Origin of the sequence: Enterobacter sp. JMULE2, assembly GCF_013337145.1 — a bacterium.
Taxonomy (GTDB): Bacteria; Pseudomonadota; Gammaproteobacteria; order Enterobacterales; family Enterobacteriaceae; genus Enterobacter; species Enterobacter mori.
In genome coordinates, this window is sequence record NZ_SGWD01000013.1 from 300612 (window position 1) to 321232 (window position 20621).

Below are 20621 nucleotides of genomic sequence, written 5' to 3' on the forward strand. Positions count from 1 at the left end.
AACTCAGTCATGCTGGCCTTCTTAAATCAGGTGCGCAAGCCGACCCTGGATCTGCCGCTCGACGTGCGGCGCAAGATGTGGTTCAAACCGTTCATGCAGTCCTATCTGGTGGTCTTCATCGGCTACCTGACCATGTACCTGATCCGCAAAAACTTTAACATCGCGCAGAACGACATGATCTCCACCTACGGGCTGAGCATGACGCAGCTGGGGATGATTGGCCTGGGCTTCTCCATCACCTACGGCGTGGGGAAAACGCTGGTTTCCTACTACGCGGACGGCAAAAACACCAAGCAGTTCCTGCCGTTTATGCTGATCCTCTCCGCCATCTGTATGCTCGGCTTCAGCGCCAGCATGGGCGCGGGTTCCGTCAGCCTGTTCATGATGATCGCCTTCTACGCCCTGAGCGGTTTCTTCCAGAGCACCGGCGGGTCGTGCAGTTACTCCACCATCACCAAATGGACCCCGCGCCGCAAGCGTGGTTCCTACCTCGGCATGTGGAACATCTCCCACAACCTCGGCGGTGCCGGTGCGGCAGGCGTGGCGCTGTTCGGCGCGAACTACCTGTTCGACGGCCACGTGATCGGCATGTTTATCTTCCCGTCGATTATCGCCCTGATTGTTGGCTTTATCGGCCTGCGCTACGGCAGCGACTCCCCGGAATCCTATGGCCTCGGCAAAGCCGAAGAGCTGTTCGGGGAGGAGATCAGCGAAGAGGACAAAGAGACCGAAGAAAACGAGATGTCCAAATGGCAGATCTTTGTTGAGTACGTGCTGAAAAACAAAGTGATCTGGCTGCTGTGCTTCTCAAACATCTTCCTCTACGTGGTGCGTATCGGCATCGACCAGTGGTCGACCGTGTATGCCTTCCAGGAGCTGAAGCTTTCTAAAGAAGTGGCGATTCAGGGCTTCACCCTGTTCGAAGTGGGCGCGCTGGTCGGCACGCTGCTGTGGGGCTGGCTCTCTGACCTCGCCAACGGTCGTCGCGCGCTGGTGGCCTGCGTCGCGCTGGCGCTGATTATCGCCACCCTCGGCATCTACCAGCACGCCAGCAACCAGTACGTTTATCTGGCGTCACTGTTCGCGCTCGGCTTCCTGGTGTTTGGTCCGCAATTACTGATCGGCGTGGCGGCAGTGGGCTTCGTCCCGAAAAAAGCGATCGGCGCCGCCGATGGGATTAAAGGCACCTTCGCCTACCTGATCGGCGACAGCTTCGCCAAGCTCGGCTTAGGTATGATCGCCGACGGCACACCGATTTTCGGCCTCACCGGCTGGGCGGGCACCTTCGCGGCGCTGGATGCGGCAGCGATTGGCTGTATCGTCCTGATGGCGATGGTCGCGGTGCTGGAAGAACGTAAAATTCGCCGCGAGAATCGTGCGCAGAAGCAGAAATTGAAAGCAGCCTGAGTGTGCAGGTGACTTCTTTGCCCGGCTGACCGCCGGGCTTTTTTATTTCCCTCACGCTTACCTTTACCCCGCTTTACACACCCGCTCCTCCGTATGCTCTACAGTGTTTTTTGCTGCCGCCTTTCGTGCAGCCTTAGCCCCTTTTGCTAACGGAGAGCTTGCATGTTGACCCGACGATTGTCCTGCCTCGCGCTGCTGATGGCGCTGGCCTCCCCCGCGATGGCCGCGGATGCCCCCACCTACGGCGAGAAGCTGGAAGGTTTTGACTACGGCTGGCCGGTAAAACACTTTACCTTTACCTCGCAAAATCAATCTCTGGATATGGCTTACCTGGACGTGAAGCCGGAAAAGCCCAACGGCCGCACCGTGGTGTTGATGCACGGCAAAAACTTCTGCGCCGGCACGTGGGACGCCACGATCCGCGCGCTTTCGGCGAGCGGATATCGGGTGATAGCCCCTGACCAGATTGGCTTCTGCAAATCCACCAAGCCGGAGCGGTATCAGTACACCTTCCAGCAGCTGGCGGATAACACCCACGCGCTGCTCAAATCGCGCGGCGTCGATCGCGTGACGGTCATCGGCCACTCGACCGGCGGCATGCTGGCGACCCGCTACGCGCTGATGTGGCCGCAGCAGGTTGAACAGCTGGTGATGGTCAATCCGATTGGTCTGGAGGACTGGAAAGCGCGCGGCGTGCCGCACATTACGGTTGACCAGTGGTACCAGCGCGAGCTGAACGTCAGCGCCGACGGCATTCGACAGTACGAGAAAAATACCTACTACGCCGGGGAGTGGAAGCCGGAATACGAGCGCTGGGTGACTATGCTCGCCGGGCTTAACAACGGGCCGGGTAAGACGCGCGTGGCCTGGAACTCGGCGCTGCTCTACGACATGATTTACACCCAGCCGGTTATCTATGAATTTAGTGAGTTAAAGATGCCGGTATTATTGATGATCGGTACGAAGGACAACACTGCCATCGGGAAAGACCTCGCCCCGCCGGAAATCCGCAAGACGCTGGGAAACTATGCGGTATTGGGGAAAGAGACGGCAAAACGTATTCCACACGCGACGCTGGTGGAATTTAGCGACATGGGCCACGCGCCGCAGATGCAGGATCCTGCCCGCTTCCACGAGGCGCTGCTGAAGGGGCTTCAGGCTCGCTGACTGGTCTCCAGCAACAGCCCGCGCAGCCACGCCTGCGCGGGATTGCGGTGCGTTCTGCCGTGCCAGGCCATGCTTTTGGTAAAGCCAGGCACGGGAACTGGCGTCTCGCAGACAAACATCCCCGCCTGGTTTTCCGCTATGCGTGATGGCACAACGGCAATCATATCGCTGAGGGCCAGCATGTCCGGCAGGACTAAAAAGTTACTCACCGATAATCCTACGTGCCGCGTTCGGCCAGTCTTCTCCAGCGCGCCATCCGTTACGCCGCGAAAACCGTCGCCCTCGTAAGAGACCAGCATATGCTCCAGGGCGCAAAACCGGTCTAGCGTCATGGGCTTTCCGGCATCCGGGTGGTCGGCGCGCATCATGCAAACGTACCGTTCATCATAAAGTGCCCGGCTGTGAAGCTCATCTGGCGTGGTATGCGGGGTGATCAGCGCCACGTCAACGCTGCCCCGTTCAAGCTGGCTGACCAGGCGACCCGATTCCACGGGCACCACGCGCACGCGAATGCCAGGCGCCTGCACCTTAAGGGCGGCGATAAACGGCACCACCACCGCGCGCAGGGCGTAATCGGTCGCGGCGAGGGTGAAGGTGAGCGTTGCGGTGATCGGGTCAAAAGCCACGGGCTGCAGCAGCACGTCGATATCAGCGAGAATGCGCTTCACCGGAGCGGCTAACGCTTCGGCGCGCGTGGTTGGCACCATCCCATGCGGGGCGCGGATGAAGAGCGGATCGTCGAAGTAATCCCGCAGGCGATTGAGCATGCCGCTTACGGCGGGCTGAGTCAGGGCAAGACGCGCCGCCGCGCGGGTGACGCTGCGTTCGTCCAGCAGGGTATCCAGCGTTTTCAGCAGGTTAAGATCCAGCGTGCGCAGATCCGCTTTCATGACGTTTTTCCACCTCTTTTCCGTTTACTATTATGGCGCTGCCCGCTGTCGACGCGCTGCGTTTCCCGCTATGATGAGCGGCTAGTCTAAGGAGAACGCATGGTCTGGATAATGCTGGCAACGCTTGCCGTGGTGTTTGTGGTGGGATTTCGTGTCCTGACCTCAGACTCCCGCCGCGCCATCAAACGTTTAAGCGAGCGGCTGGGGATCACCCCAATGCCGGTCGAGTCGATGATTGACCAGTTCGGTAAAACGCCGGGCAATGAGTTTATCCGCTATCTTGAACGCCCCGACGAGGCGCATCTGCAAAATGCCGCCCAGGTGCTGCTGATCTGGCAGGTCTGCATCGTCGACGCCAGCGAAGAGAATCTGCATACCTGGCACCGCATGCTGCGTAAAGCCCGTCTGGCCGCGCCGATCACCGATGCGCAAATTCGTCTGGCGCTTGGCTTTATGCGCGAGATAGAGCCGGACCCGCAGGAGCTTAACGCCTTTCAACTGCGTTATAACCAGCTCTTCTTGCCGGAAGAGGGCGTGTTTTACCTGCACTGATATCACGAACCGTGATGAAGAGTATAAAGTATCGTCATTAGATTTATACCACTCACGGGCGCACCATCACCTCATCCACTAAAACGATGAGGTAAACCATGAAACAATCCGCCATTATCTGGCCGAATGACTACCTGCCAGGCACCACCGATAACTTTGCATCTAACGAAATCATCGTCGCCGGGCTGAGTGCGAAAGAGATTTGGGCGCAGCTCACTGACACCACCCTGTGGCCGGGCTATTACAGCAACGCCGAGGATATCCGTTTCCATGACGGCAGCGGCCCTGAACTGAGCGCTAACGCCCGCTTCCGCTTCACCACCTTTGGCTTTCCGGTTGAGGCCGAGGTGACGGAGTATGTGCCTCCCGTTGACGGTGAAGCGGCACGTATTGCGTGGCACGGCTGGGTGGAAGGGGACGCAAATTCGCGTCTCGACGTGATCCACGGCTGGCTGTTTGAAGACTTACCGGGCAACCGCGTACGCATTCTGACTCAGGAGTCGCAGAAAGGCGTTCCGGCGCAGGAATTAGCGTGCACCGTGCCGAACCCGATGATTAACGGGCACCAGGAATGGATCGTCGGGCTGGCAAATGCTGCCCTTAAGGCTCGCGGGTAATTTTGCCCGGTGGCGCTGTGTATGACCGGGCCTACAAGCCCCGTAGGCCGGTGCAAGCTCAGCGCCGCCCGGCAAAAAAAGCTGCAAAGTTGTCAAATCGTTAAATTCGTCACACTTTTGATGATAAACTGCGCGACTTTTCCGCACGTTTTTATCTTCAGGTGACGCCATGACAGAACATATCCAGCCCACGACCAGACCGCAGACCAAAGAGGTTTCTCGCCCCAACTGGTCGGCCGTTTTCGCCGTGGCGTTCTGCGTCGCCTGCCTGATTACCGTTGAGTTTCTGCCGGTGAGCCTGCTGACGCCAATGGCGCAGGACCTGGGCATTTCCGAAGGCGTGGCGGGGCAGTCCGTTACCGTCACCGCCTTCGTGGCGATGTTCGCCAGCCTGTTTATTACCCAGGTGATTGGCACTATCGACCGCCGCAAGGTGGTCATCCTGTTCAGCGTGCTGCTGACGCTCTCCTGCCTGCTGGTCTCCTTTGCTGAAAGCTTCACCCTGCTGCTGCTCGGTCGCGCCTGTCTTGGTCTGGGGCTAGGCGGCTTCTGGGCGATGTCCGCTTCGCTGACCATGCGACTGGTGCCCGCGCGCACGGTGCCAAAAGCGCTTTCCGTTATCTTCGGTGCGGTCTCCATCGCACTAGTGATTGCTGCGCCGCTCGGCAGCTTCCTCGGCGGGATTATCGGCTGGCGTAACGTCTTTAACGCCGCGGCGGTGATGGGCCTGCTCTGCATCATTTGGGTGTGGAAAGCGCTGCCGTCCCTGCCGGGTGAAGCGGCGCATCATAAGCAGAACATGTTCGCGCTGCTGAAGCGCCCCGGCGTGATGGCGGGGATGACTGCTATCTTCATGGCCTTTGCCGGGCAGTTTGCCTTCTTTACCTATATCCGCCCGGTGTTTATGACCATGGCGGGCTTTGACGTGGACGGCCTGACTCTGGTGCTGCTGAGCTTCGGTATCGCGAGTTTTGTCGGCACGTCGCTGTCGTCCCAGTTCCTGAAACGCTCCCTGAAGGTGGCGCTGGCGGGTGCGCCGCTGGTGCTGGCGCTGAGCGCGGCGGTGCTGGTGCTGTGGGGCAGCGATAAGTGGGTGGCCTCTGCGATTGCGATTATCTGGGGCTTTGCCTTTGCGCTGGTGCCGGTGGGCTGGTCGACGTGGATCACCCGCTCGCTGGCCGATCAGGCGGAAAAGGCCGGGTCGATTCAGGTGGCGGTGATCCAGCTGGCGAACACCTGCGGCGCGGCCATTGGCGGCGTAGCGCTCGACCATCTGGGGCTGACGTCACCGCTGGTGATTTCCGGAACCCTGATGCTGCTGACGGCGCTGCTGGTGGCGGGGAAGGTTAAGGCACGTTGATTGATTAGTAGTCACTTCATCGATATACTTGTACCGTAACTTGTACAGGAGGAAGTATGCAGGTTGTGACTTTTACCGAAGCACGAAGCCGACTCAAAGATGTGTTAGACGACGTGAATGACAACGTGGAGACAACCATCATCAGCCGCCGCAACGGGGGTGATGCGGTGGTGATGTCTCTTCAGCACTACAACTCAATGATGGAAACCATCCATCTGATGAGTTCGCCTGCTAACGCCAGTCGACTGATGGAGTCAATCGCACAGGCAAACACCGGAAAAACCATCCAGAGGGATCTGATAGATGACCAGGCTACTGATTTGGACTAATAACGGCTGGGATGATTACCTGTGGTGGCAGGAGCAGGATAAGAGAACGCTTCGCAGAATCAATAAATTGATTGAAGATGCGAAGCGTCAACCCTTCGATGGCCTGGGTAAGCCGGAACCGCTTAAAGGTAATCTTTCCGGGTACTGGTCCCGCCGAATCAATGATACCGATCGTCTGGTTTACGGGGTGTCGGATAGCGCTCTCACTATTTTAATGTGCCGCTATCACTATTATTCGTAGATCACGCCGATGTCTGAACCCGTCTTCTCGAATCCATCGAAATCAGCACCACCGACGACACAATCAGCAGCGTCCCCAGCCAGTCCGGCAGGGTGAACGCCACGCCCAGCAAAATCACCGACAGCAGCGCGCTGCTCAAGGGTTCGGCGCAGCTCAGAATGCTCGCCTTCGGCCCGCCGATCATCTGCGCACCTTTCAGGTACAGGCTAAACGTCAGCGCGGTGCCGATCACCACCAGGTAGAAAAACGCCAGCAGCAGGCTGCCGTCAATCACGAACGTGGTCCCGCGCCCGGCGTAGAACGGCGTCAGCATTAACCCGGCAATCAACATGCTCCAGCCGACTATCGGCAGCGTGCCGTAGCGGGCGATCAGCGTCGACGGGTAAGTGGTATAAAACGCGGCGGCAAACGCCGAGGCGATGCCGAAGAACAGTGCGGCAGGCGAGATGGAGAGCGACGTCGGATCGCCGTGGGTGACCAGCAGGAAGGTGCCGACAAGGGACGTCATGATGGCCGACAGCACAAACACGCCGGGACGCTTTTTCCGCGCCAGGGCAAACCACGCCACGATGATGGTCGGGGACAGAAACTGCAGCACGGTGGCGGTCGCAGCGTTGGATTTTTCAATCGTCAGCAGAAAGGTGAGCTGCACGGTGAGCGCGCCGACGAGCGAGAAAATAAGCAGGCTGAGGGCGTCTTTGCGATGCTTGATGACCGAGAAAATTTTGTCGCCGTGAACGAAGGAGAGCGTCAGCAGGATCACGCCGGTAAACAGCAGGCGAACCATGGTCAGGTAAGGCGAAGAAATGTGGCTTTTCTCCATGATGTACTGCGCGCAAACCCCCGAGCTGCCCCATAAAACGGCGGCAATCAGGACGTTCAGCATCCCTTTACGTGTGGAACCCATTTTCTCCCCTGCTATGTTGATTTTTTTCTAGCATAACATGGGATCTCGCCGGGTGGTGCTGCGCTTACCCGGCCTACAAGGTTTTGTAGGCCCGCGCAAGCGCAGCGCCGCCGGGCGAAACAAACGTCGCTGTACTAGAACCACGCCTCCCACATCGCGCCGACGTTGAAGTCGTCGAGGGTTTCGTCTTTGGTGTTGTTCACGCGTGCGGTGCGCTCGTTATCCACTTTGCCGCCGGTCACGTAGAAGCGCAGCATCGGACGGAACTCCGGCCCCATGGCGATGGACATGTTCTGCGACAGGGTCAGCTTCCAGCCCTTGTTGTCGCCGCCGTTGTCATAATCAACGTGCTGCCAGCCCGCTTCCAGCCAGGTGGAGTGAACGTCGTTCCACCAGTGCATTGGGCGCACGATGGCATTGTAGTTCTTGCGGTTGTCGGTCTTATCGCGGCTGTTGTCGTAGTCGTGGAAGGCAAGGATGTACTCTACCTGCGTCGCCTGGGTGAATTTGTACAGCCCTTCGAAGCTGGCGTAGACCGTGGTCAGGTCCTCGGTTTTGTTGAACACGCTGTTGTCCGCGTTATCTGAGTAGCGGGCGATCACCTTGTTCACGCCGCTGTCGTTGGTGTGGCTCAGCACCACACCGCCCTGCCAGGCGTTCAGGCGCTCGTCGCTCTCCACCGCCTTGGAGTCAAAGCCGTAGTTGGCGTACAGCTCCATGTCGATCGGGCCGAGCTTCATGCCGTGGATTTTTGAGGTCGCGGCGTAGTTACCTTTGTCACCCGTGCCGGAACCGCCGGTACAGGTGATGCGCGACGGGTTCGCTTCGTCTTCCATCACTTCCGGGCTACAGGATTCCACCGCCGCCACGGCGGCCACGTCGAACTGCACGCCGCCGATGTCGAAGTTCTTCACCCCGGCACCCTGGCCGTCGTGGTTCATCCAGAAGTAATCGTTGATGCCCTGCTGCGGACGCTGGTGGAAGTCACGACCGGCCCAGAAATAGGCGTTCGGGTTGGAGGCCATAATGTTGGTCACGCCCGCGTAGGCTTTTTTCAGGTTAACTTCGTCGCCCCAGTGGTCGATCATCACGTTAACGTCCCAGATGGCGCCGTTTTCACCCTTGAAGGCCTTGGAGAGCTGGAATTCCCCGCCGTTGCCTTCGTTGCCCAGACGACCAATGGCGGACGCGCCGTTGTAGGAGCCGTCCACCGCCACGTATTTCTGATCGGCGGCCTGGAAGTGCGCGCCGTAGCGGGCGTAGCCGGTAAATTTAATGCCGAACGGAATCGCCATATCCGGGGACTGCGCCGCGCTTTGCGGCTCGGTCACCACGTCCGCTTTTTTCGCGACCGCGGCATCCATTTTGGCCTGACGTTCGGCCAGGGCTTTATCCACCGCTTTTGCCACAATGGCGTCGATTTGCTCCTGCGTGAATTCTTGTGCGAGCACGGAAATTGGGCAAAGCGCGGCGATAACCGCCATGGTTAATGGAAGTTTTTTAATCGTATTCATGGTTATCTCAATATAGTTTAATTTTATTCAGACAATAACCATCCCGCTCCGATCTGACAGAGTATGTCGCTATCATCAGAACAAGTGGAATTCTATTTAAGGTACAGAGGTATTACAGTAATTTATTTGGCCATAGGCTATCTCTGATATAAATGAATAATTTCTTCGGATAATTCACGCGCTAATAAGGAATTCATTAAATGATCCTGCGCGTGCACCATGATTAACGTCATCGGCTGGCGGCCTTCGCCCGCATCCTGCTCGATCAGTTTGGTCTGCATCTTGTGCGCCTGGCGCGCGTAGCCGTCGGCTTCGCGCAGCAGGCTTTTGGCCTCGTCAATGTTGCCCTGACGCGCCGCGTGCAGTGCTTCAAAGCACAGGCTGCGGGACTGCCCGGCGTTGACGATAATTTCCATTACGGCTTCTTCTAGTGCGATCATCATTATTACTCTTTATCAAAGCTATTATTTAAGGCGGTGGCGGCAAACCACTCTCCGCTTTTCTTGATGGTGCGTTCCTGCGTTTCTAAATCGAGCTGGATAAATCCGTAGCGATTTTTATACGCGTTACACCACGACCAGTTATCAATAAACGTCCACATATGGTAACCAAGACAATTGCACCCTTCGCTAATACCCTTATGCAGCCAGGCTAAATGTTCGGAAATAAACTCGATGCGGTATTGATCGTTAATCTGGCCATTTTCAATAAAGCGCTGCTCATTTTCGACGCCCATGCCGTTTTCAGAAATAAAGCAGCGTGGGTTGCCGTAATTGTCGCGCAGGTTAACCAGAATATCGTAAATACCCGGCTCGTAGATTTCCCAGCCGCGGTACGGGTTCATCTTGCGGCCCGGCATCTCGTAGCTATCAAAGAACCACTCCGGCATAAACGGCGCCTGCGGGTTCACCGCGCTGTCGCGACACTTCACGCGACGCGGCTGATAGTAGTTCACGCCGAGCAGGTCGATTTTCCCTTCTGCAATAAGGAAACCGTCTTCCGGTTTACAGGCGGGTAATTGATCGTAGGATTTCAGCAGCGCCACCAGGTCTGCCGGGTATTCACCGCGCAGAACCGGGTCAAGGAAGCTGCGGTTAAACATCAGGTCTGCGATGTGCGCCGCCTTCACGTCTGCCGGATTCTGCGAACGCGGGTATGACGGCGTCAGGTTCAGCACGATGCCAATCTCCCCCGCATAATGCCCGGCGCGGTAGACCTGCACCGCCTTCGCATGGGCCAGCACGGTGTGATACGCCACGGTGGCCGCCCGACGAAAATCCACCACGTTCGGATAGTGGAAGTCGTACAGGTAACCGCCTTCTACCGGCACGATCGGCTCGTTGAAGGTAAACCAGTGCAGCACGCGGTCGCCGAACAGCTCGAAGCAGATCTGCGCATAGCGGGCGTAAGCGTCCACCACGTCGCGGTTTTCCCAGCCACCGATTTCCTGCATCGCCATCGGCATGTCGAAGTGGAACAGGGTGATAAACGGCGTGATGCCCTGTTCATTCAGCTCATCAATGACCTGATTGTAAAAATCGACCGCTTCCGGGTTCACTTCACCGATACCGTCGGGGATCAGGCGCGCCCAGCTAATCGAGGTGCGAAAGCTGTTGTGGTTCAGCTGCTTTAACAGCTGAATATCCGTTTTCCAGTGCTGATAAAACGTGGAGGTCTGCTGCGGCCCCACGCCGTTGTGAAAACGGTTCGGCTCGCGGGCAAACCAGTAATCCCATGTGGTTTCGCCCTCTCTTGCCCCTTCGGTCTGGAGAGCTGAGCTTGCGCTGCCCCACCAGAAGTTATCGGGAAATGCGTATTTCATGACTCTTCCTCTTTGACTTAATTGCTGGCGGCTTCAGCGTTACCGACGGTCGCCTGAGCTTTCTGCTCTTCGTTTTTGATGAGCGTACGCTCATAGGCGCGCAGGAACGGCAGGTACATCAGCGCGGACATCACCATACAGACCAGGCACATCACCACCGGGCTGAGCGCCCAGTTCGCCGCCCATGACGCACCAATCGGTGCAGGGGTGGTCCACGGGGTTAACGAGACGACCTGTGCCAGCCAGCCGAGCTTGGTTGCGCCGTACGCCAGGCAGGCGTTGACCAGCGGAACGAACACGAACGGGATAAACAGCATCGGGTTCATGATGATCGGTGCGCCAAACAGAATCGGTTCGTTGATGTTAAAGAAGCTTGGCACCACGCCCATTTTGCCGATGGTGCGCAGATGGGTCACGCGGCTGCGCAGCAGCAGGAACGCCAGCGGCAGCGTGGAGCCTACGCCGCCAATCAGCAGGTAGTGATCCCAGAAGCCCTGCAGGTAAACGTGCGGCAGCGCCGCGCCGGCCGCCAGCGCCGCCTGGTTTGCCGATAGGTTAGCCATCCAGAACGGGTTCATGATGCCGGTGACAATCAGCGAGCCGTGGATACCCGCAAACCAAAAGATCTGGCACAGCAGCACGGAGAGCAGAATGGCGGGCAGGGAGTCAGAGGCGGACACCAGCGGTTCCAGCAGGTGCATGATCGCCTGGGGAATGATCATTCCGGTCTGCGCTTCAATGAACAGGTTCAGCGGGTGCAGCGTGCCGATCACCACCATCACCGGGATCAGGATCTCAAACGAACGCGCCACGCCGGTCGGCACTTCTTTCGGCAGGCGAATGGTCACGTTGTTCTGCTTCAGCCACGCATAGACGCGGGTGGAGTAGATGGCGGTGATTAGCGCGGTGAAGATGCCCTGGCCGGAGAGATACTGGGTCGAGATTTTGCCTTCGGCATAGGGTGCGGCGACCAGCAGGAAGGCCATAAAGGCCAGCAGGCCGGACATCACCGGGTCGAGGTTGAACTGACGCCCCAGGCTTGCCCCAATCCCCACCGAGATGAAGAAGGTCATGACGCCCATGCTGAGGTTAAACGGCAGCATCAGCTGCTCGCGGTAGGTCTGGGAGAAATCCAGCCAGCCGCGGGCAAAGCTGTTGGTGGTATCCGCCGAGAACGGGGGGAAGATGAACACCAGCATAAACGAGCCGATGATCATAAACGGCAGCGCGGCGGTAAATCCGTCGCGGATTGCAATCACATACTTTTGCTGACCCAGCTTTGCGGCCAGCGGGGTAATTGACTGCTCAATCACCGCGACCATGGATTGATATAACGAACTCATGTGAACACCTTTTAGTGTGCCGCTTCGATGAGCGACAGAGCATAGTCCAGTACTTTATCGCCACGCTGCATGCCGTAGTCCATCATGTCGATGGGCTGTACCGGAATGCCTTGCGTCGCCGCCTTGTCTGAGAGTGTCTTTAACATGTATTTCACTTGCGGTCCGAGAAGGACAACCTGGTATTGCGGAAACTGCGTATCAAATTCGGAAACACCGTACGCATCAATCTTCACCGGCAAACCACGTTCTTTCGCGACATCGACCATTTTGCTGACCAACAGGCTGGTGGACATCCCGGCAGAGCAGCACAGCATAATCTTGAACATCGACAACCATCCTCTAAATGTAAAAAGTTATTGCGGAGATGATTGGACATCATACGGAAACCGGTTTCCATTTATAAAAGACAGAAGTGTGACAACCATCAAGAAGCTGTGCTTATGGGGCTTATTACCACGATCTGCATCACGGAATTTGGCTGTTATGACGTCATTTTGAGTGGAAACGGAAAATCGGTTTCCATGAAAAACGGAAACGGATATACTCCGTTCTGGCTATAATGTGAGCCGTAGCGGTAATGGAATTTGCAGGCGTGAAGTTGGCCTTCCAGGGGAGAGAGATGTCTACAATCAACGATGTATCACGTCTGGCCGGGGTGTCCAAAGCCACGGTATCACGGGTGTTGAGCGGGTCACGTGGCGTGAAGGAAGCCAGCCGTCAGGCCGTTCTGAAAGCGGTGGATGAGCTGAACTATCGTCCTAACGTGATTGCACAATCACTGCTCAGCCAGTCGACGGGCTGTATTGGCGTGATTTGCGCGCAGGAAAACATTAACCAGACCACCGGTTATCTGTACGCGCTGGAAAAACAGCTCAGCCAGCATCAAAAACATCTGCTGCTGCGCTTCGCGCATAGCAAAGCGGAAGTGATGCACGCCCTTGAAGAACTCTCCTGCGGGCTCTGTGATGATATCCTGGTGATTGGCGCCCGTTTCCCGCTGGACGTGGATATGGAAAACGTCATTCTGGTCGACTGTATGGAGTCTGATAACGCCAACAGCATCCAGTTCGATCACGCGTTTGCCGCCGAAACCGCCTGTAACTACCTCACCAGCCAGGGGCGTCGCCAGATTGCGCTGATCCACCCGCACGGCAGCGGTTTTGCCGACCAGGTGCTGCTCGGCTACAAGCACGCGCTGGAGAAAAATTTCCTGCCCTTTAATCGCAACCTCGTTTTTATGGACGCCACCTCCTCGTCCGTTGCGCTGCAGGAGCTGCTTAACAACGCAACCACGCTGAACTTCAACGCGCTGCTGGTGGCCGACGAGCAGGAAGCCCAGCGGGTGATCCCGCAGCTGCAGGCGTTTAACAAATCGGTGCCGGACGACATCATGGTCTTCAGCCTGGGCGGATCGCTGCATCTGCCGGGTATTCCGGTGATCCCGGCGATTGAATATTCCATGGATGCCATGGCGGCGCGGATTGTGAGCTGGCTGACGGAGAAAACGCAGATGCTGGGGTCGTACGTGCTGCGCGGGGATTTAATTATTCCGGATATGCGGAAGCGTTAAACGTGTGATGTAGGCCGGGTAAGCGCAGCGCCACCCGGCGAGCAGCATTCAATAGTCTTCCATACAATCCACCTGACTGACGGCATCCCAGTAGGCGTCCAGATTGTCGCGCTTCACGGCGGTGATGGCGTTTTTGATCAGCAGCTGGTTGGCCTCCGACGACAAAATCATTGCCTGCCAGGCCTTATCGCTCTGCTTTTTCTGTGGCGTGCAGGTTTTCTTCACATCTTTCAGAACCTGCTGTTTTATCTGGGCATCTTTCGCCGGATCGTCCTTCTCCTGTGCGTGGACAAACGCGGCGAATAACAGGCAAACGAGCAGGCAAACCAGGTGTGCAGCTTTCATCGAAACCTCCAGTTAACGTCACATGCTTCCCATGAAATATATCGTTACATTCAGTGTAGCGATTCCAGCCGAAAGTATGATTTTCTCTTTTCTGCGCATGAGAATCGCCCACCGATGAGGTTACTGAATCCCGCCGCCCAGCGACTGCCACAGCATGATGCGGTTTTCGAGGTCGGTTTGCTGCAGCGCAATCAGCGATTCCTGCGCCGACCACAGCGACCGCTGCGCGGTAAGCACCGTCAGATAATCCCCCGCGCCTGCCTTATAGCTGCGCGTTGCCACATCCAGCGTTTTTTGCTCCGCCGCCACGTATTCGCGCTGGGCATCCAGCTGCTCGCTTAGGGTTTCACGTCGTGCCAGCGCGTCGGCCACGTCCTTGAACGCGCTCTGGATGGCTTTCTCGTAGGTGGCGATCAGTCCCTTCTTCTCCGCTTCCGCGTAGCGCAGCTGTGCCAGGTTGTTCCCGCCGCTAAACAGCGGCAGGGTGATGGACGGTGCAAACGACCAGACCTTCATCCCGTGGCTGAACAGGGAGGAGAGCGAATCGCTGCCGACGCCCGCGCTGGCGGTGAGCGAGATAGTCGGAAAGAAATTGGCGCGCGCCGCGCCGATGTTGGCGTTGGCGCTCAGCAGGTTATGCTCGGCCTCCTGAATATCCGGGCGACGCAGCAGCGCGCTGGAGCTGACGCCCGCCGGGATCAGCGTGATGGCGTTATCGCTCAGGCTCTCGAGCGTGCCGGGCAGCAGGTTCTCCGGCACCGTATCGCCCGCCAGCAGATTGAGGGCATTTTTGTCCTGCATCACCAGCGTCTGGTAGCTCGCCACGCTGGCGCGCGCCTGCTGGTACACCGCCATTGCCGAGCTGACGTCCGTGGCGGCCGCCACGCCCACGTCCTGCTGGCGCTTCACAATCTTCAGCGAATTCGCCGCGCTTTCCATCGTCGATTTCGCCAGCGCCAGGTTGCTGTTATCCGCCGCCAGCGTCACCCAGGCCGTGGTCAGCTCGCTAACCATCGTCAGGCGCGTATTCTGCGCGGTGAATTCGCTGGCAAGCCAGGTTTCACGCGCGGCGCGGGAGAGGCTCTGGTTGCGGCCAAACAGATCCAGCTCGAAGCTGGAGACCGCGCCGTTGGCTTCGTCGCTGGTGGTCACTCCGCTTGCCAGCGTGCGGCTGCGGGTGTGGCTCAGCCCGGCGTCCACCGTCGGAAACAGGGATGAGCGCGTTTCGCCGTACTGGGCGCGGGCGGCGTCGATATCCGCAATCGCTTTTTGCACGTCGCGGTTGCTGTTCAGCGCCATCGTCACCACGCTTTTCAGCCGCGCGTCGTTCATCACCTGCTGCCACTGGCTCACCGCGGCGGCGGCTTCGCCGTGTGCGCCGGGCAAGGTTGCCGGGACGGGAGCGTCCGGGCGTTGATACGTCGGGTCTAACGACACGCAGCCTGCGCTCAGCAGGGCTAACGCTAATACAGTGACACGAAACATTATGACCTCCGGTTCGCGTGTTTACCGGAGAACAGACGTTTCACCAGTACAAAGAAGAAAGGGACGAAGAAGATCGCCAGCAGCGTCGCGGCCAGCGTCCCGCCGATAATGCCGGTACCAATCGCCACGCGGCTGTTGGCACCTGCCCCGGTTGCCACGGCCAGCGGCGTAACCCCTGCGATAAACGCCAGCGAGGTCATGATGATCGGACGCAGACGCGTCTGAGCGGCACGCAGCGCGGCGCGGGTCAGGGAGTACCCTTCCGCGACTTTGGCTTCGGCAAATTCCACAATCAGGATGGCGTTCTTCGACGACAGGCCGATGGTGGTCAGCAGCGCCACCTGGAAGTAGACATCGTTGTTCAGGCCGCGCAGGGAGGCGGCCACGGCCGCGCCCAGCACGCCAAGGGGGATCACCAGAATGACCGAAATGGGTACGGACCAGCTCTCATACAGCGCCGCCAGGCACAGGAACACGACCAGGATGGAGAGGGCATACAGGCTCATCGCCTGACCGCTCGCCAGTTTTTCCTGCAACGACAAACCGCTCCACGCCCAGGTGCTGCCGGACGGCAGGCTGTTTGCCAGCTGCTCCATTTTGCTCATCGCCGTGCCGGAGCTGGCGCCGCTGGCGTTTTCGCCCTGAATCTCATACGCCGCCGAGCCGTTGTAGCGCACCAGGCTTTCCGGGCCGTACTCCCAGCGGGTGGTGGCGAAGGCGGAGAACGGGGTCATGGTGCTGTCGCTGCCGCGCACATACCATTTGTTGAGATCCGACGGCACGGCGCGATAGTCGCTGTCGCCCTGGATGTAGACCTTTTTCACGCGGCCGCGATCGATAAAGTCGTTCACGTAGGTCCCACCCCAGGCGCTGGAGAGGGTGTCGGTGACGTCGCTCAGGGACAGCCCCAGCGACACGGCCTTGTTGTTGTCGATATCAACCTGAAGCTGCGGCATTTGCGGCAGATCGTTGGCGCGCACGGCGTGCAGCGAACTGTCCTGATTGGCTTCGCCAATCAGCTGGTTACGCAGTTTCAACAGCGCGTCGCGGTCGGTGCCGCCGCTGGCCATCAGCTCAAAGGTAAAGCCGTTGCTCTGGCCCAGACCGTCCACCGCAGGCGGCGTCATGGCAAAGATGGTCGCATCGCGGATGGTGCTCAGCTCCTGCGTGGCGCGCAGGGCGATGGCCTGCGCGGTATTCTCATCGCCTTTACGCTCTGACCAGTTTTTCAGGGAGACAAACGCCATCCCGGCGTTCTGGCCGCTGCCGCTGAAGCTGAAGCCTTCAATGGTGAAGATCACGTTGGTGTTGGCTTTCTCTTTGGTGAGGAACCACTCGCGCACCTGGCGGCTGACTTCGGCGGTACGCACCGTCGTCGCGCCGGCGGGCAGGGTGTACTGCACCATGATTTCGCCCTGGTCTTCCGTTGGCAGGAAGCTGCCCGGCAGCTTAAGCATGGCGAAGCCCATCGCGCCACAGAGCAGGGCGTAGATGACCAGCATGCCGCCGGAGCGGCGCAGGGCCCGCAGCACCTTGTTCTGATAGCCATGCTCGGTCCTGCTGTAGAAGCGGTTAAACGCGCCGAAGAAACCTTTCTTGTGCGGAGCCGTGTGGCTCAGAATTGAGCCGCAGAGCGCGGGCGTCAGGGTCAACGCCACCACCACGGAGAGGAACATCGCCGAAATGATGGTGACCGAGAACTGACGGTAAATCACCCCGGTGGAGCCGCCGAAGAAGGCCATCGGCAGGAATACCGCAGAGAGCACCAGCGCAATGGCGATCAGCGCGCCGGAGATTTCGCCCATCGATTTTTCGGTGGCTTCGCGGGCGGGCAGGCCTTCGTCGCGCATAATACGCTCGACGTTTTCCACCACCACGATGGCGTCATCCACCAAAAGCCCAATCGCCAGCACCATCGCAAACAGCGTCAGGGTGTTAATGGAATAGCCGAACAGCGCCAGCACGCCGAAGGTGCCCAGCAGAACGACAGGTACCGCCAGCGCCGGGATCAGCGTGGCGCGAATGTTTTGCAGGAACAGGTACATCACCACCACCACGAGGATAATGGCTTCGAACAGGGTCTGAATCACGTCCTCAACGGAGATCTTGATGAACTCGGTGCTGTCTTTCGGGTAGGCCACGTCATAGCCTTCCGGCATCGACTTTTTGAACTCGGCAATCTTGTCTTTCACCGCAGTGGCAGTGTTGAGCGCGTTCGCACCCGGTGAAAGCATGACCGCCATACCCGCCGCCGGGTGGCCGTTGAGCTTCGCGGTGGCGGTGTAATCTTCGCTGCCCATCTCCACGCGGGCGACGTCGCTGATGCGCACCACCGCACCGTTGGACTGGCTCTTCACGATGATATTTTTAAACTGATCCACCGTCTGCAGGCGCGACTGGGCGCGGACGGTGGCGGTCAGCTGCTGGGCGTTTGACGAGGGCAGTGCGCCGATTTTACCGGCGGAAACCTGCACGTTCTGGGCTTCAATCGCGCTCTGCACGTCGGACGGCATTAGCGAGTAGGACGCCAGCTTCGCCGGGTCGAGCCAGATGCGCATCGCGTATTCCGCACCGAACACCTGCAGGCTGCCAACGCCCTCCACGCGCGCCAGCGGGTCCTGCATATTGCTCACCAGCCAGTCGGCGATATCCGAGCTGCTGGCGGCGTCGGTTTTATCGTACACGCCCATGATCAGCAGGAAGTTGCTCTGCGATTTCTCGACGGTAATGCCGGACTGCTGTACCTCGGTCGGCAGGCGAGATTCCGCCTGCTGAACCTTGTTTTGCACCTGCACCTGCGCGGTGTCCGGATCGGTTCCCTGTTCGAAGGTGACGTTGATGCTTACCGACCCGTCCGAGCTGCTGGTGGAGGTGAAGTAGAGCAGGTTATCCAGCCCGGTGAGCTGCTGCTCGATCACCTGCGTCACGCTGTTTTCCAGCGTCTGCGCGGAGGCACCGGTGTAGGTGGCGGAGATCTTGATCGACGGCGGGGCGACGTCCGGGTACTGCGCGACCGGCAGCGAGCGGATCGCCAGCATCCCGGCGAGCATGATAAGAATGGCGATAACCCAGGCAAAGACCGGGCGACGCACGAAGAAACGGGAAAACATCAGGCGTTTCCTCCACTGGCTTTCATCTCTTCGGCTTTCACTTCCTGCCCGGCGGTCACCTTGTCGGTGCCTTCCACAATCAGCTTATCGCCCGCCTTCAGGCCGCTCAGCACCAGCCATTTGTCGCCGTAGGTGTCGCCCGTTTCCAGCTGACGCTGCTCGACCTTGTTGCTGGCATTGACCACCAGCGCGGTAGCGGTGCCTTTGGCGTCGCGGGTGATGCCCTGCTGCGGTGCCAGGATCGCGTCGTTCATGATGCCTTCATCCACTCTGGCGCGGACAAACATCCCCGGCAGGAGCTGATGCTGCGGGTTCGGGAAGACGGCGCGCAGCGTGACGGAGCCGGTTGATTCATCCACCGCCACTTCGGTTAACGCCAGGCGGCCTTTTTCACCGTAGGTGCTGCCGTCTTCGAGGATTAACGACACGCTTAGGGTATCGCTATTGGTGGCAAGGGTTTGCTTGCGTAAACGCAGCAGATCGGCGCTGGAACGTGTGAGATCGACGTACATGCTGTCCAGTCCGCGAATGGTGGCGAGGGCGGTATCCTGCTGGGCGGTCACCAGCGCGCCGGGGGTGACGGAGGAGATGCCGATACGTCCGGCAATCGGTGCGGTCACGGTGGTCCAGTTGAGGTTAATGCGCGCGCTTTCCTGCGCGGCCTTCTTTGACTCGACGCTGGCCTTGTCCTGTGCGCAGGTGGACTTCGCGTCCTCTGCATCCTGACGCGACACGCCGTCATCTTTCACCAGCTGCGCATAGCGCTGGGCCTTCTGGCAGTCGGCCTGCACCAGCGCCTGCGCCTGCTTTAGCGCCGCGGCGGCTTCATCGTAGGCGGCGCGGTAGCTGGAAGGGTCAATTTGATACAGCGCCTGTCCGGCCTTGACCGTATCGCCTTCGGTGAACAGCCGCTTCTGGATAATGCCGCCTACCTGCGGGCGCACTTCGGCGCTCATGGCGGCAGTGGTGCGGCCCGTCAGCTCGCTGACGACGGAAACAGGCTGGCTCATGAGCGTGACAATCCCCACATCCGGAAGAGGACGCTGGGGAGCAGATGTTTGCGCATTATCGCACCCTGTCAGGAGGAGTAATGCCGCGATGGAGGTTGTTATGGTTTTCATAATCTTTTTCCAGGGTGAACGATGCCTGCCCTGTTAATCGCTTAACAGGGAGGAGGGCTATTTAAAGGCACAGCGATACCGCATCTCTGGCTGAGCCAGAAATGTAAAAATGGGGAATTACTTATTCCCGCTAATTATTCATATGCGATTACTTCGCAGAGAAAAGCATATTTAAAATATCCTGATAAAGGGGTTCTAATTGTTCTGACGGGACTTTTAAGGGGGTTAATCGACGATAAATCGTCCCCTCAATCATCACGGCGGTAATCTCCACGCAGCAGCGAATATGCTCGTCGCTCAGGTGGGGAAACTGCTTTTTCAGGTGCTCACAGGCGTTGGCGAACATGCGCGATTCGGCTTCGATCAGCATCGCCGCGACCTGCGGATTGCGCGTGGCCTCAGCGGACATTTCCAGCATCAGCGCATCGTCATCTTCGTTGAGGGTCTGTCGCCAGGCGAGCGCCTGCGGCATCCCTTCCACCAGGGTTTTACCCTGCATCTCCTCGATGCGCGAGTCGATGATGCGGCGGATCATCTCCTCGATAATCGCGTCTTTGTTGCTGAAATAACGGTAAATTTGTCCGACGCTGAGCTTCGCCTCGCTGGCAATCTGCGACATGCTGGCGGCGTGAAACCCGCTGGCGCGAAAGCAGCGGCGCGCGGCGGTGATGATCTCGTCCTGGCGCAATTTTTGTCGTTCTTCCAGCTTTGTGCTCATCGTCGGCTACCGTGTAAAAGTGAGAATGATCGTTCTCATTATACGTTTTAGGTGCGTATTGGAAAGGCTTTTTTTATTTACATATTGAATGAATATTTCCTGGATTAAACAATGGAGGAAATA

Annotated in this window: 20 protein-coding genes; 8 read left to right on the forward strand and 12 right to left on the reverse strand. The window is 58.4% G+C overall.

All coding sequences use genetic code 11. The features are described from left to right. Positions 1-9 precede the first annotated feature (9 nt). Positions 10-1407, forward strand: a complete 1398-nt coding sequence (uhpT, locus tag EXW94_RS13665) for a hexose-6-phosphate:phosphate antiporter (protein WP_174340323.1) — start codon at positions 10-12, stop codon at positions 1405-1407. 162 nt (positions 1408-1569) lie between these two features. Next, on the forward strand, positions 1570-2574 hold the full coding sequence (locus tag EXW94_RS13670; protein ID WP_174340324.1) for an alpha/beta fold hydrolase: 1005 nt from the start codon (positions 1570-1572) through the stop codon (positions 2572-2574). Here EXW94_RS13670 and EXW94_RS13675 read toward each other — a convergent pair. Further along, complete coding sequence (locus tag EXW94_RS13675) at positions 2562-3464, reverse strand: LysR family transcriptional regulator (protein WP_120158993.1); 903 nt, start codon at positions 3462-3464, stop codon at positions 2562-2564. The two genes, EXW94_RS13670 and EXW94_RS13675, sit on opposite strands and share 13 nt — an antisense overlap. Before the next feature lie 99 nt (positions 3465-3563). On the opposite strand from EXW94_RS13675, the gene EXW94_RS13680 reads away from it, so the two are divergent. The 5 genes from EXW94_RS13680 to EXW94_RS13700 all read left to right on the forward strand — a co-directional run bounded on the left by EXW94_RS13680 (position 3564) and on the right by EXW94_RS13700 (position 6563). Beyond that, positions 3564-4016: a DUF1198 domain-containing protein gene (locus EXW94_RS13680; protein ID WP_045343915.1), complete on the forward strand. Its 453-nt coding sequence runs from the start codon at positions 3564-3566 to the stop codon at positions 4014-4016. 98 nt (positions 4017-4114) lie between these two features. After that, positions 4115-4633: an SRPBCC domain-containing protein gene (locus tag EXW94_RS13685; RefSeq protein WP_120158992.1), complete on the forward strand. Its 519-nt coding sequence runs from the start codon at positions 4115-4117 to the stop codon at positions 4631-4633. A gap of 169 nt (positions 4634-4802) precedes the next feature. Further along, positions 4803-5993, forward strand: coding sequence for a purine ribonucleoside efflux pump NepI (gene nepI / locus EXW94_RS13690; RefSeq protein WP_174340325.1), 1191 nt, complete (start codon positions 4803-4805; stop codon positions 5991-5993). Between the two features lie 56 nt (positions 5994-6049). Continuing rightward, positions 6050-6322 carry a type II toxin-antitoxin system Phd/YefM family antitoxin gene (locus EXW94_RS13695; RefSeq protein WP_104949785.1) on the forward strand — a complete coding sequence of 91 codons (273 nt, stop codon included), beginning with the start codon at positions 6050-6052 and terminating at the stop codon, positions 6320-6322. After that, entirely contained in the window at positions 6297-6563 is a 267-nt protein-coding gene (locus tag EXW94_RS13700; RefSeq protein WP_174340326.1) for a Txe/YoeB family addiction module toxin, read from the forward strand. The genes EXW94_RS13695 and EXW94_RS13700 overlap by 26 nt, the downstream gene beginning before the upstream one ends. A gap of 1 nt (position 6564) precedes the next feature. Here the strand turns inward: EXW94_RS13700 and EXW94_RS13705 are convergent, their stop codons facing one another. The 6 genes from EXW94_RS13705 to EXW94_RS13730 form a co-directional block, all read right to left on the reverse strand. Then, positions 6565-7470 carry a DMT family transporter gene (locus EXW94_RS13705; RefSeq protein ID WP_029741863.1) on the reverse strand — a complete coding sequence of 302 codons (906 nt, stop codon included), beginning with the start codon at positions 7468-7470 and terminating at the stop codon, positions 6565-6567. A gap of 134 nt (positions 7471-7604) precedes the next feature. Next, positions 7605-8984, reverse strand: a complete 1380-nt coding sequence (locus tag EXW94_RS13710) for a carbohydrate porin (protein WP_033144328.1) — start codon at positions 8982-8984, stop codon at positions 7605-7607. Positions 8985-9121: 137 nt separating this feature from the next. Then, positions 9122-9424: a PTS lactose/cellobiose transporter subunit IIA gene (locus EXW94_RS13715; protein WP_029741865.1), complete on the reverse strand. Its 303-nt coding sequence runs from the start codon at positions 9422-9424 to the stop codon at positions 9122-9124. Between the two features lie 5 nt (positions 9425-9429). Next, positions 9430-10806, reverse strand: coding sequence for a glycoside hydrolase family 1 protein (locus EXW94_RS13720; RefSeq protein ID WP_174340327.1), 1377 nt, complete (start codon positions 10804-10806; stop codon positions 9430-9432). Between the two features lie 17 nt (positions 10807-10823). Continuing rightward, the gene (locus EXW94_RS13725; protein WP_108417263.1) at positions 10824-12149 is read right to left on the reverse strand and encodes a PTS sugar transporter subunit IIC; all 1326 of its coding nucleotides are present in this window, start codon (positions 12147-12149) and stop codon (positions 10824-10826) included. Between the two features lie 11 nt (positions 12150-12160). Then, positions 12161-12475: a PTS sugar transporter subunit IIB gene (locus EXW94_RS13730; protein ID WP_010426508.1), complete on the reverse strand. Its 315-nt coding sequence runs from the start codon at positions 12473-12475 to the stop codon at positions 12161-12163. Positions 12476-12768: 293 nt separating this feature from the next. Between EXW94_RS13730 and EXW94_RS13735 the strand changes: the two genes are divergently transcribed. Beyond that, the gene (locus tag EXW94_RS13735; RefSeq protein WP_174340328.1) at positions 12769-13719 is read left to right on the forward strand and encodes a LacI family DNA-binding transcriptional regulator; all 951 of its coding nucleotides are present in this window, start codon (positions 12769-12771) and stop codon (positions 13717-13719) included. A gap of 48 nt (positions 13720-13767) precedes the next feature. Here EXW94_RS13735 and EXW94_RS13740 read toward each other — a convergent pair whose 3' ends face one another. From EXW94_RS13740 to EXW94_RS13760, 5 genes are all read right to left on the reverse strand, one after another. Continuing rightward, positions 13768-14064, reverse strand: coding sequence for a YicS family protein (locus EXW94_RS13740; protein ID WP_010426504.1), 297 nt, complete (start codon positions 14062-14064; stop codon positions 13768-13770). Positions 14065-14184: 120 nt separating this feature from the next. Next, complete coding sequence (locus EXW94_RS13745) at positions 14185-15549, reverse strand: efflux transporter outer membrane subunit (RefSeq protein ID WP_174340329.1); 1365 nt, start codon at positions 15547-15549, stop codon at positions 14185-14187. Beyond that, positions 15549-18659: an efflux RND transporter permease subunit gene (locus EXW94_RS13750; protein ID WP_174340330.1), complete on the reverse strand. Its 3111-nt coding sequence runs from the start codon at positions 18657-18659 to the stop codon at positions 15549-15551. Before EXW94_RS13750 ends, EXW94_RS13745 begins: the two co-directional genes overlap by 1 nt. Beyond that, positions 18659-19780: an efflux RND transporter periplasmic adaptor subunit gene (locus EXW94_RS13755; RefSeq protein WP_029484915.1), complete on the reverse strand. Its 1122-nt coding sequence runs from the start codon at positions 19778-19780 to the stop codon at positions 18659-18661. Before EXW94_RS13755 ends, EXW94_RS13750 begins: the two co-directional genes overlap by 1 nt. Positions 19781-19928: 148 nt before the next feature. Next, complete coding sequence (locus EXW94_RS13760; RefSeq protein WP_108417267.1) at positions 19929-20498, reverse strand: TetR/AcrR family transcriptional regulator; 570 nt, start codon at positions 20496-20498, stop codon at positions 19929-19931. Positions 20499-20621: the final 123 nt, after the last annotated feature.

What these genes read in the sequence shown, in the direction of transcription:
- uhpT (WP_174340323.1), top strand. Translation starts at nt 10, where the DNA reads ATGCTGGCCTTCTTAAATCAGGTGCGCAAGCCGACCCTGGATCTGCCG.
- EXW94_RS13670 (WP_174340324.1), top strand. Translation starts at nt 1,570, where the DNA reads ATGTTGACCCGACGATTGTCCTGCCTCGCGCTGCTGATGGCGCTGGCC.
- EXW94_RS13675 (WP_120158993.1), bottom strand. Translation starts at nt 3,464, where the DNA reads ATGAAAGCGGATCTGCGCACGCTGGATCTTAACCTGCTGAAAACGCTG.
- EXW94_RS13680 (WP_045343915.1), top strand. Translation starts at nt 3,564, where the DNA reads ATGGTCTGGATAATGCTGGCAACGCTTGCCGTGGTGTTTGTGGTGGGA.
- EXW94_RS13685 (WP_120158992.1), top strand. Translation starts at nt 4,115, where the DNA reads ATGAAACAATCCGCCATTATCTGGCCGAATGACTACCTGCCAGGCACC.
- nepI (WP_174340325.1), top strand. Translation starts at nt 4,803, where the DNA reads ATGACAGAACATATCCAGCCCACGACCAGACCGCAGACCAAAGAGGTT.
- EXW94_RS13695 (WP_104949785.1), top strand. Translation starts at nt 6,050, where the DNA reads ATGCAGGTTGTGACTTTTACCGAAGCACGAAGCCGACTCAAAGATGTG.
- EXW94_RS13700 (WP_174340326.1), top strand. Translation starts at nt 6,297, where the DNA reads ATGACCAGGCTACTGATTTGGACTAATAACGGCTGGGATGATTACCTG.
- EXW94_RS13705 (WP_029741863.1), bottom strand. Translation starts at nt 7,470, where the DNA reads ATGGGTTCCACACGTAAAGGGATGCTGAACGTCCTGATTGCCGCCGTT.
- EXW94_RS13710 (WP_033144328.1), bottom strand. Translation starts at nt 8,984, where the DNA reads ATGAATACGATTAAAAAACTTCCATTAACCATGGCGGTTATCGCCGCG.
- EXW94_RS13715 (WP_029741865.1), bottom strand. Translation starts at nt 9,424, where the DNA reads ATGATCGCACTAGAAGAAGCCGTAATGGAAATTATCGTCAACGCCGGG.
- EXW94_RS13720 (WP_174340327.1), bottom strand. Translation starts at nt 10,806, where the DNA reads ATGAAATACGCATTTCCCGATAACTTCTGGTGGGGCAGCGCAAGCTCA.
- EXW94_RS13725 (WP_108417263.1), bottom strand. Translation starts at nt 12,149, where the DNA reads ATGAGTTCGTTATATCAATCCATGGTCGCGGTGATTGAGCAGTCAATT.
- EXW94_RS13730 (WP_010426508.1), bottom strand. Translation starts at nt 12,475, where the DNA reads ATGTTCAAGATTATGCTGTGCTGCTCTGCCGGGATGTCCACCAGCCTG.
- EXW94_RS13735 (WP_174340328.1), top strand. Translation starts at nt 12,769, where the DNA reads ATGTCTACAATCAACGATGTATCACGTCTGGCCGGGGTGTCCAAAGCC.
- EXW94_RS13740 (WP_010426504.1), bottom strand. Translation starts at nt 14,064, where the DNA reads ATGAAAGCTGCACACCTGGTTTGCCTGCTCGTTTGCCTGTTATTCGCC.
- EXW94_RS13745 (WP_174340329.1), bottom strand. Translation starts at nt 15,549, where the DNA reads ATGTTTCGTGTCACTGTATTAGCGTTAGCCCTGCTGAGCGCAGGCTGC.
- EXW94_RS13750 (WP_174340330.1), bottom strand. Translation starts at nt 18,659, where the DNA reads ATGTTTTCCCGTTTCTTCGTGCGTCGCCCGGTCTTTGCCTGGGTTATC.
- EXW94_RS13755 (WP_029484915.1), bottom strand. Translation starts at nt 19,780, where the DNA reads ATGAAAACCATAACAACCTCCATCGCGGCATTACTCCTCCTGACAGGG.
- EXW94_RS13760 (WP_108417267.1), bottom strand. Translation starts at nt 20,498, where the DNA reads ATGAGCACAAAGCTGGAAGAACGACAAAAATTGCGCCAGGACGAGATC.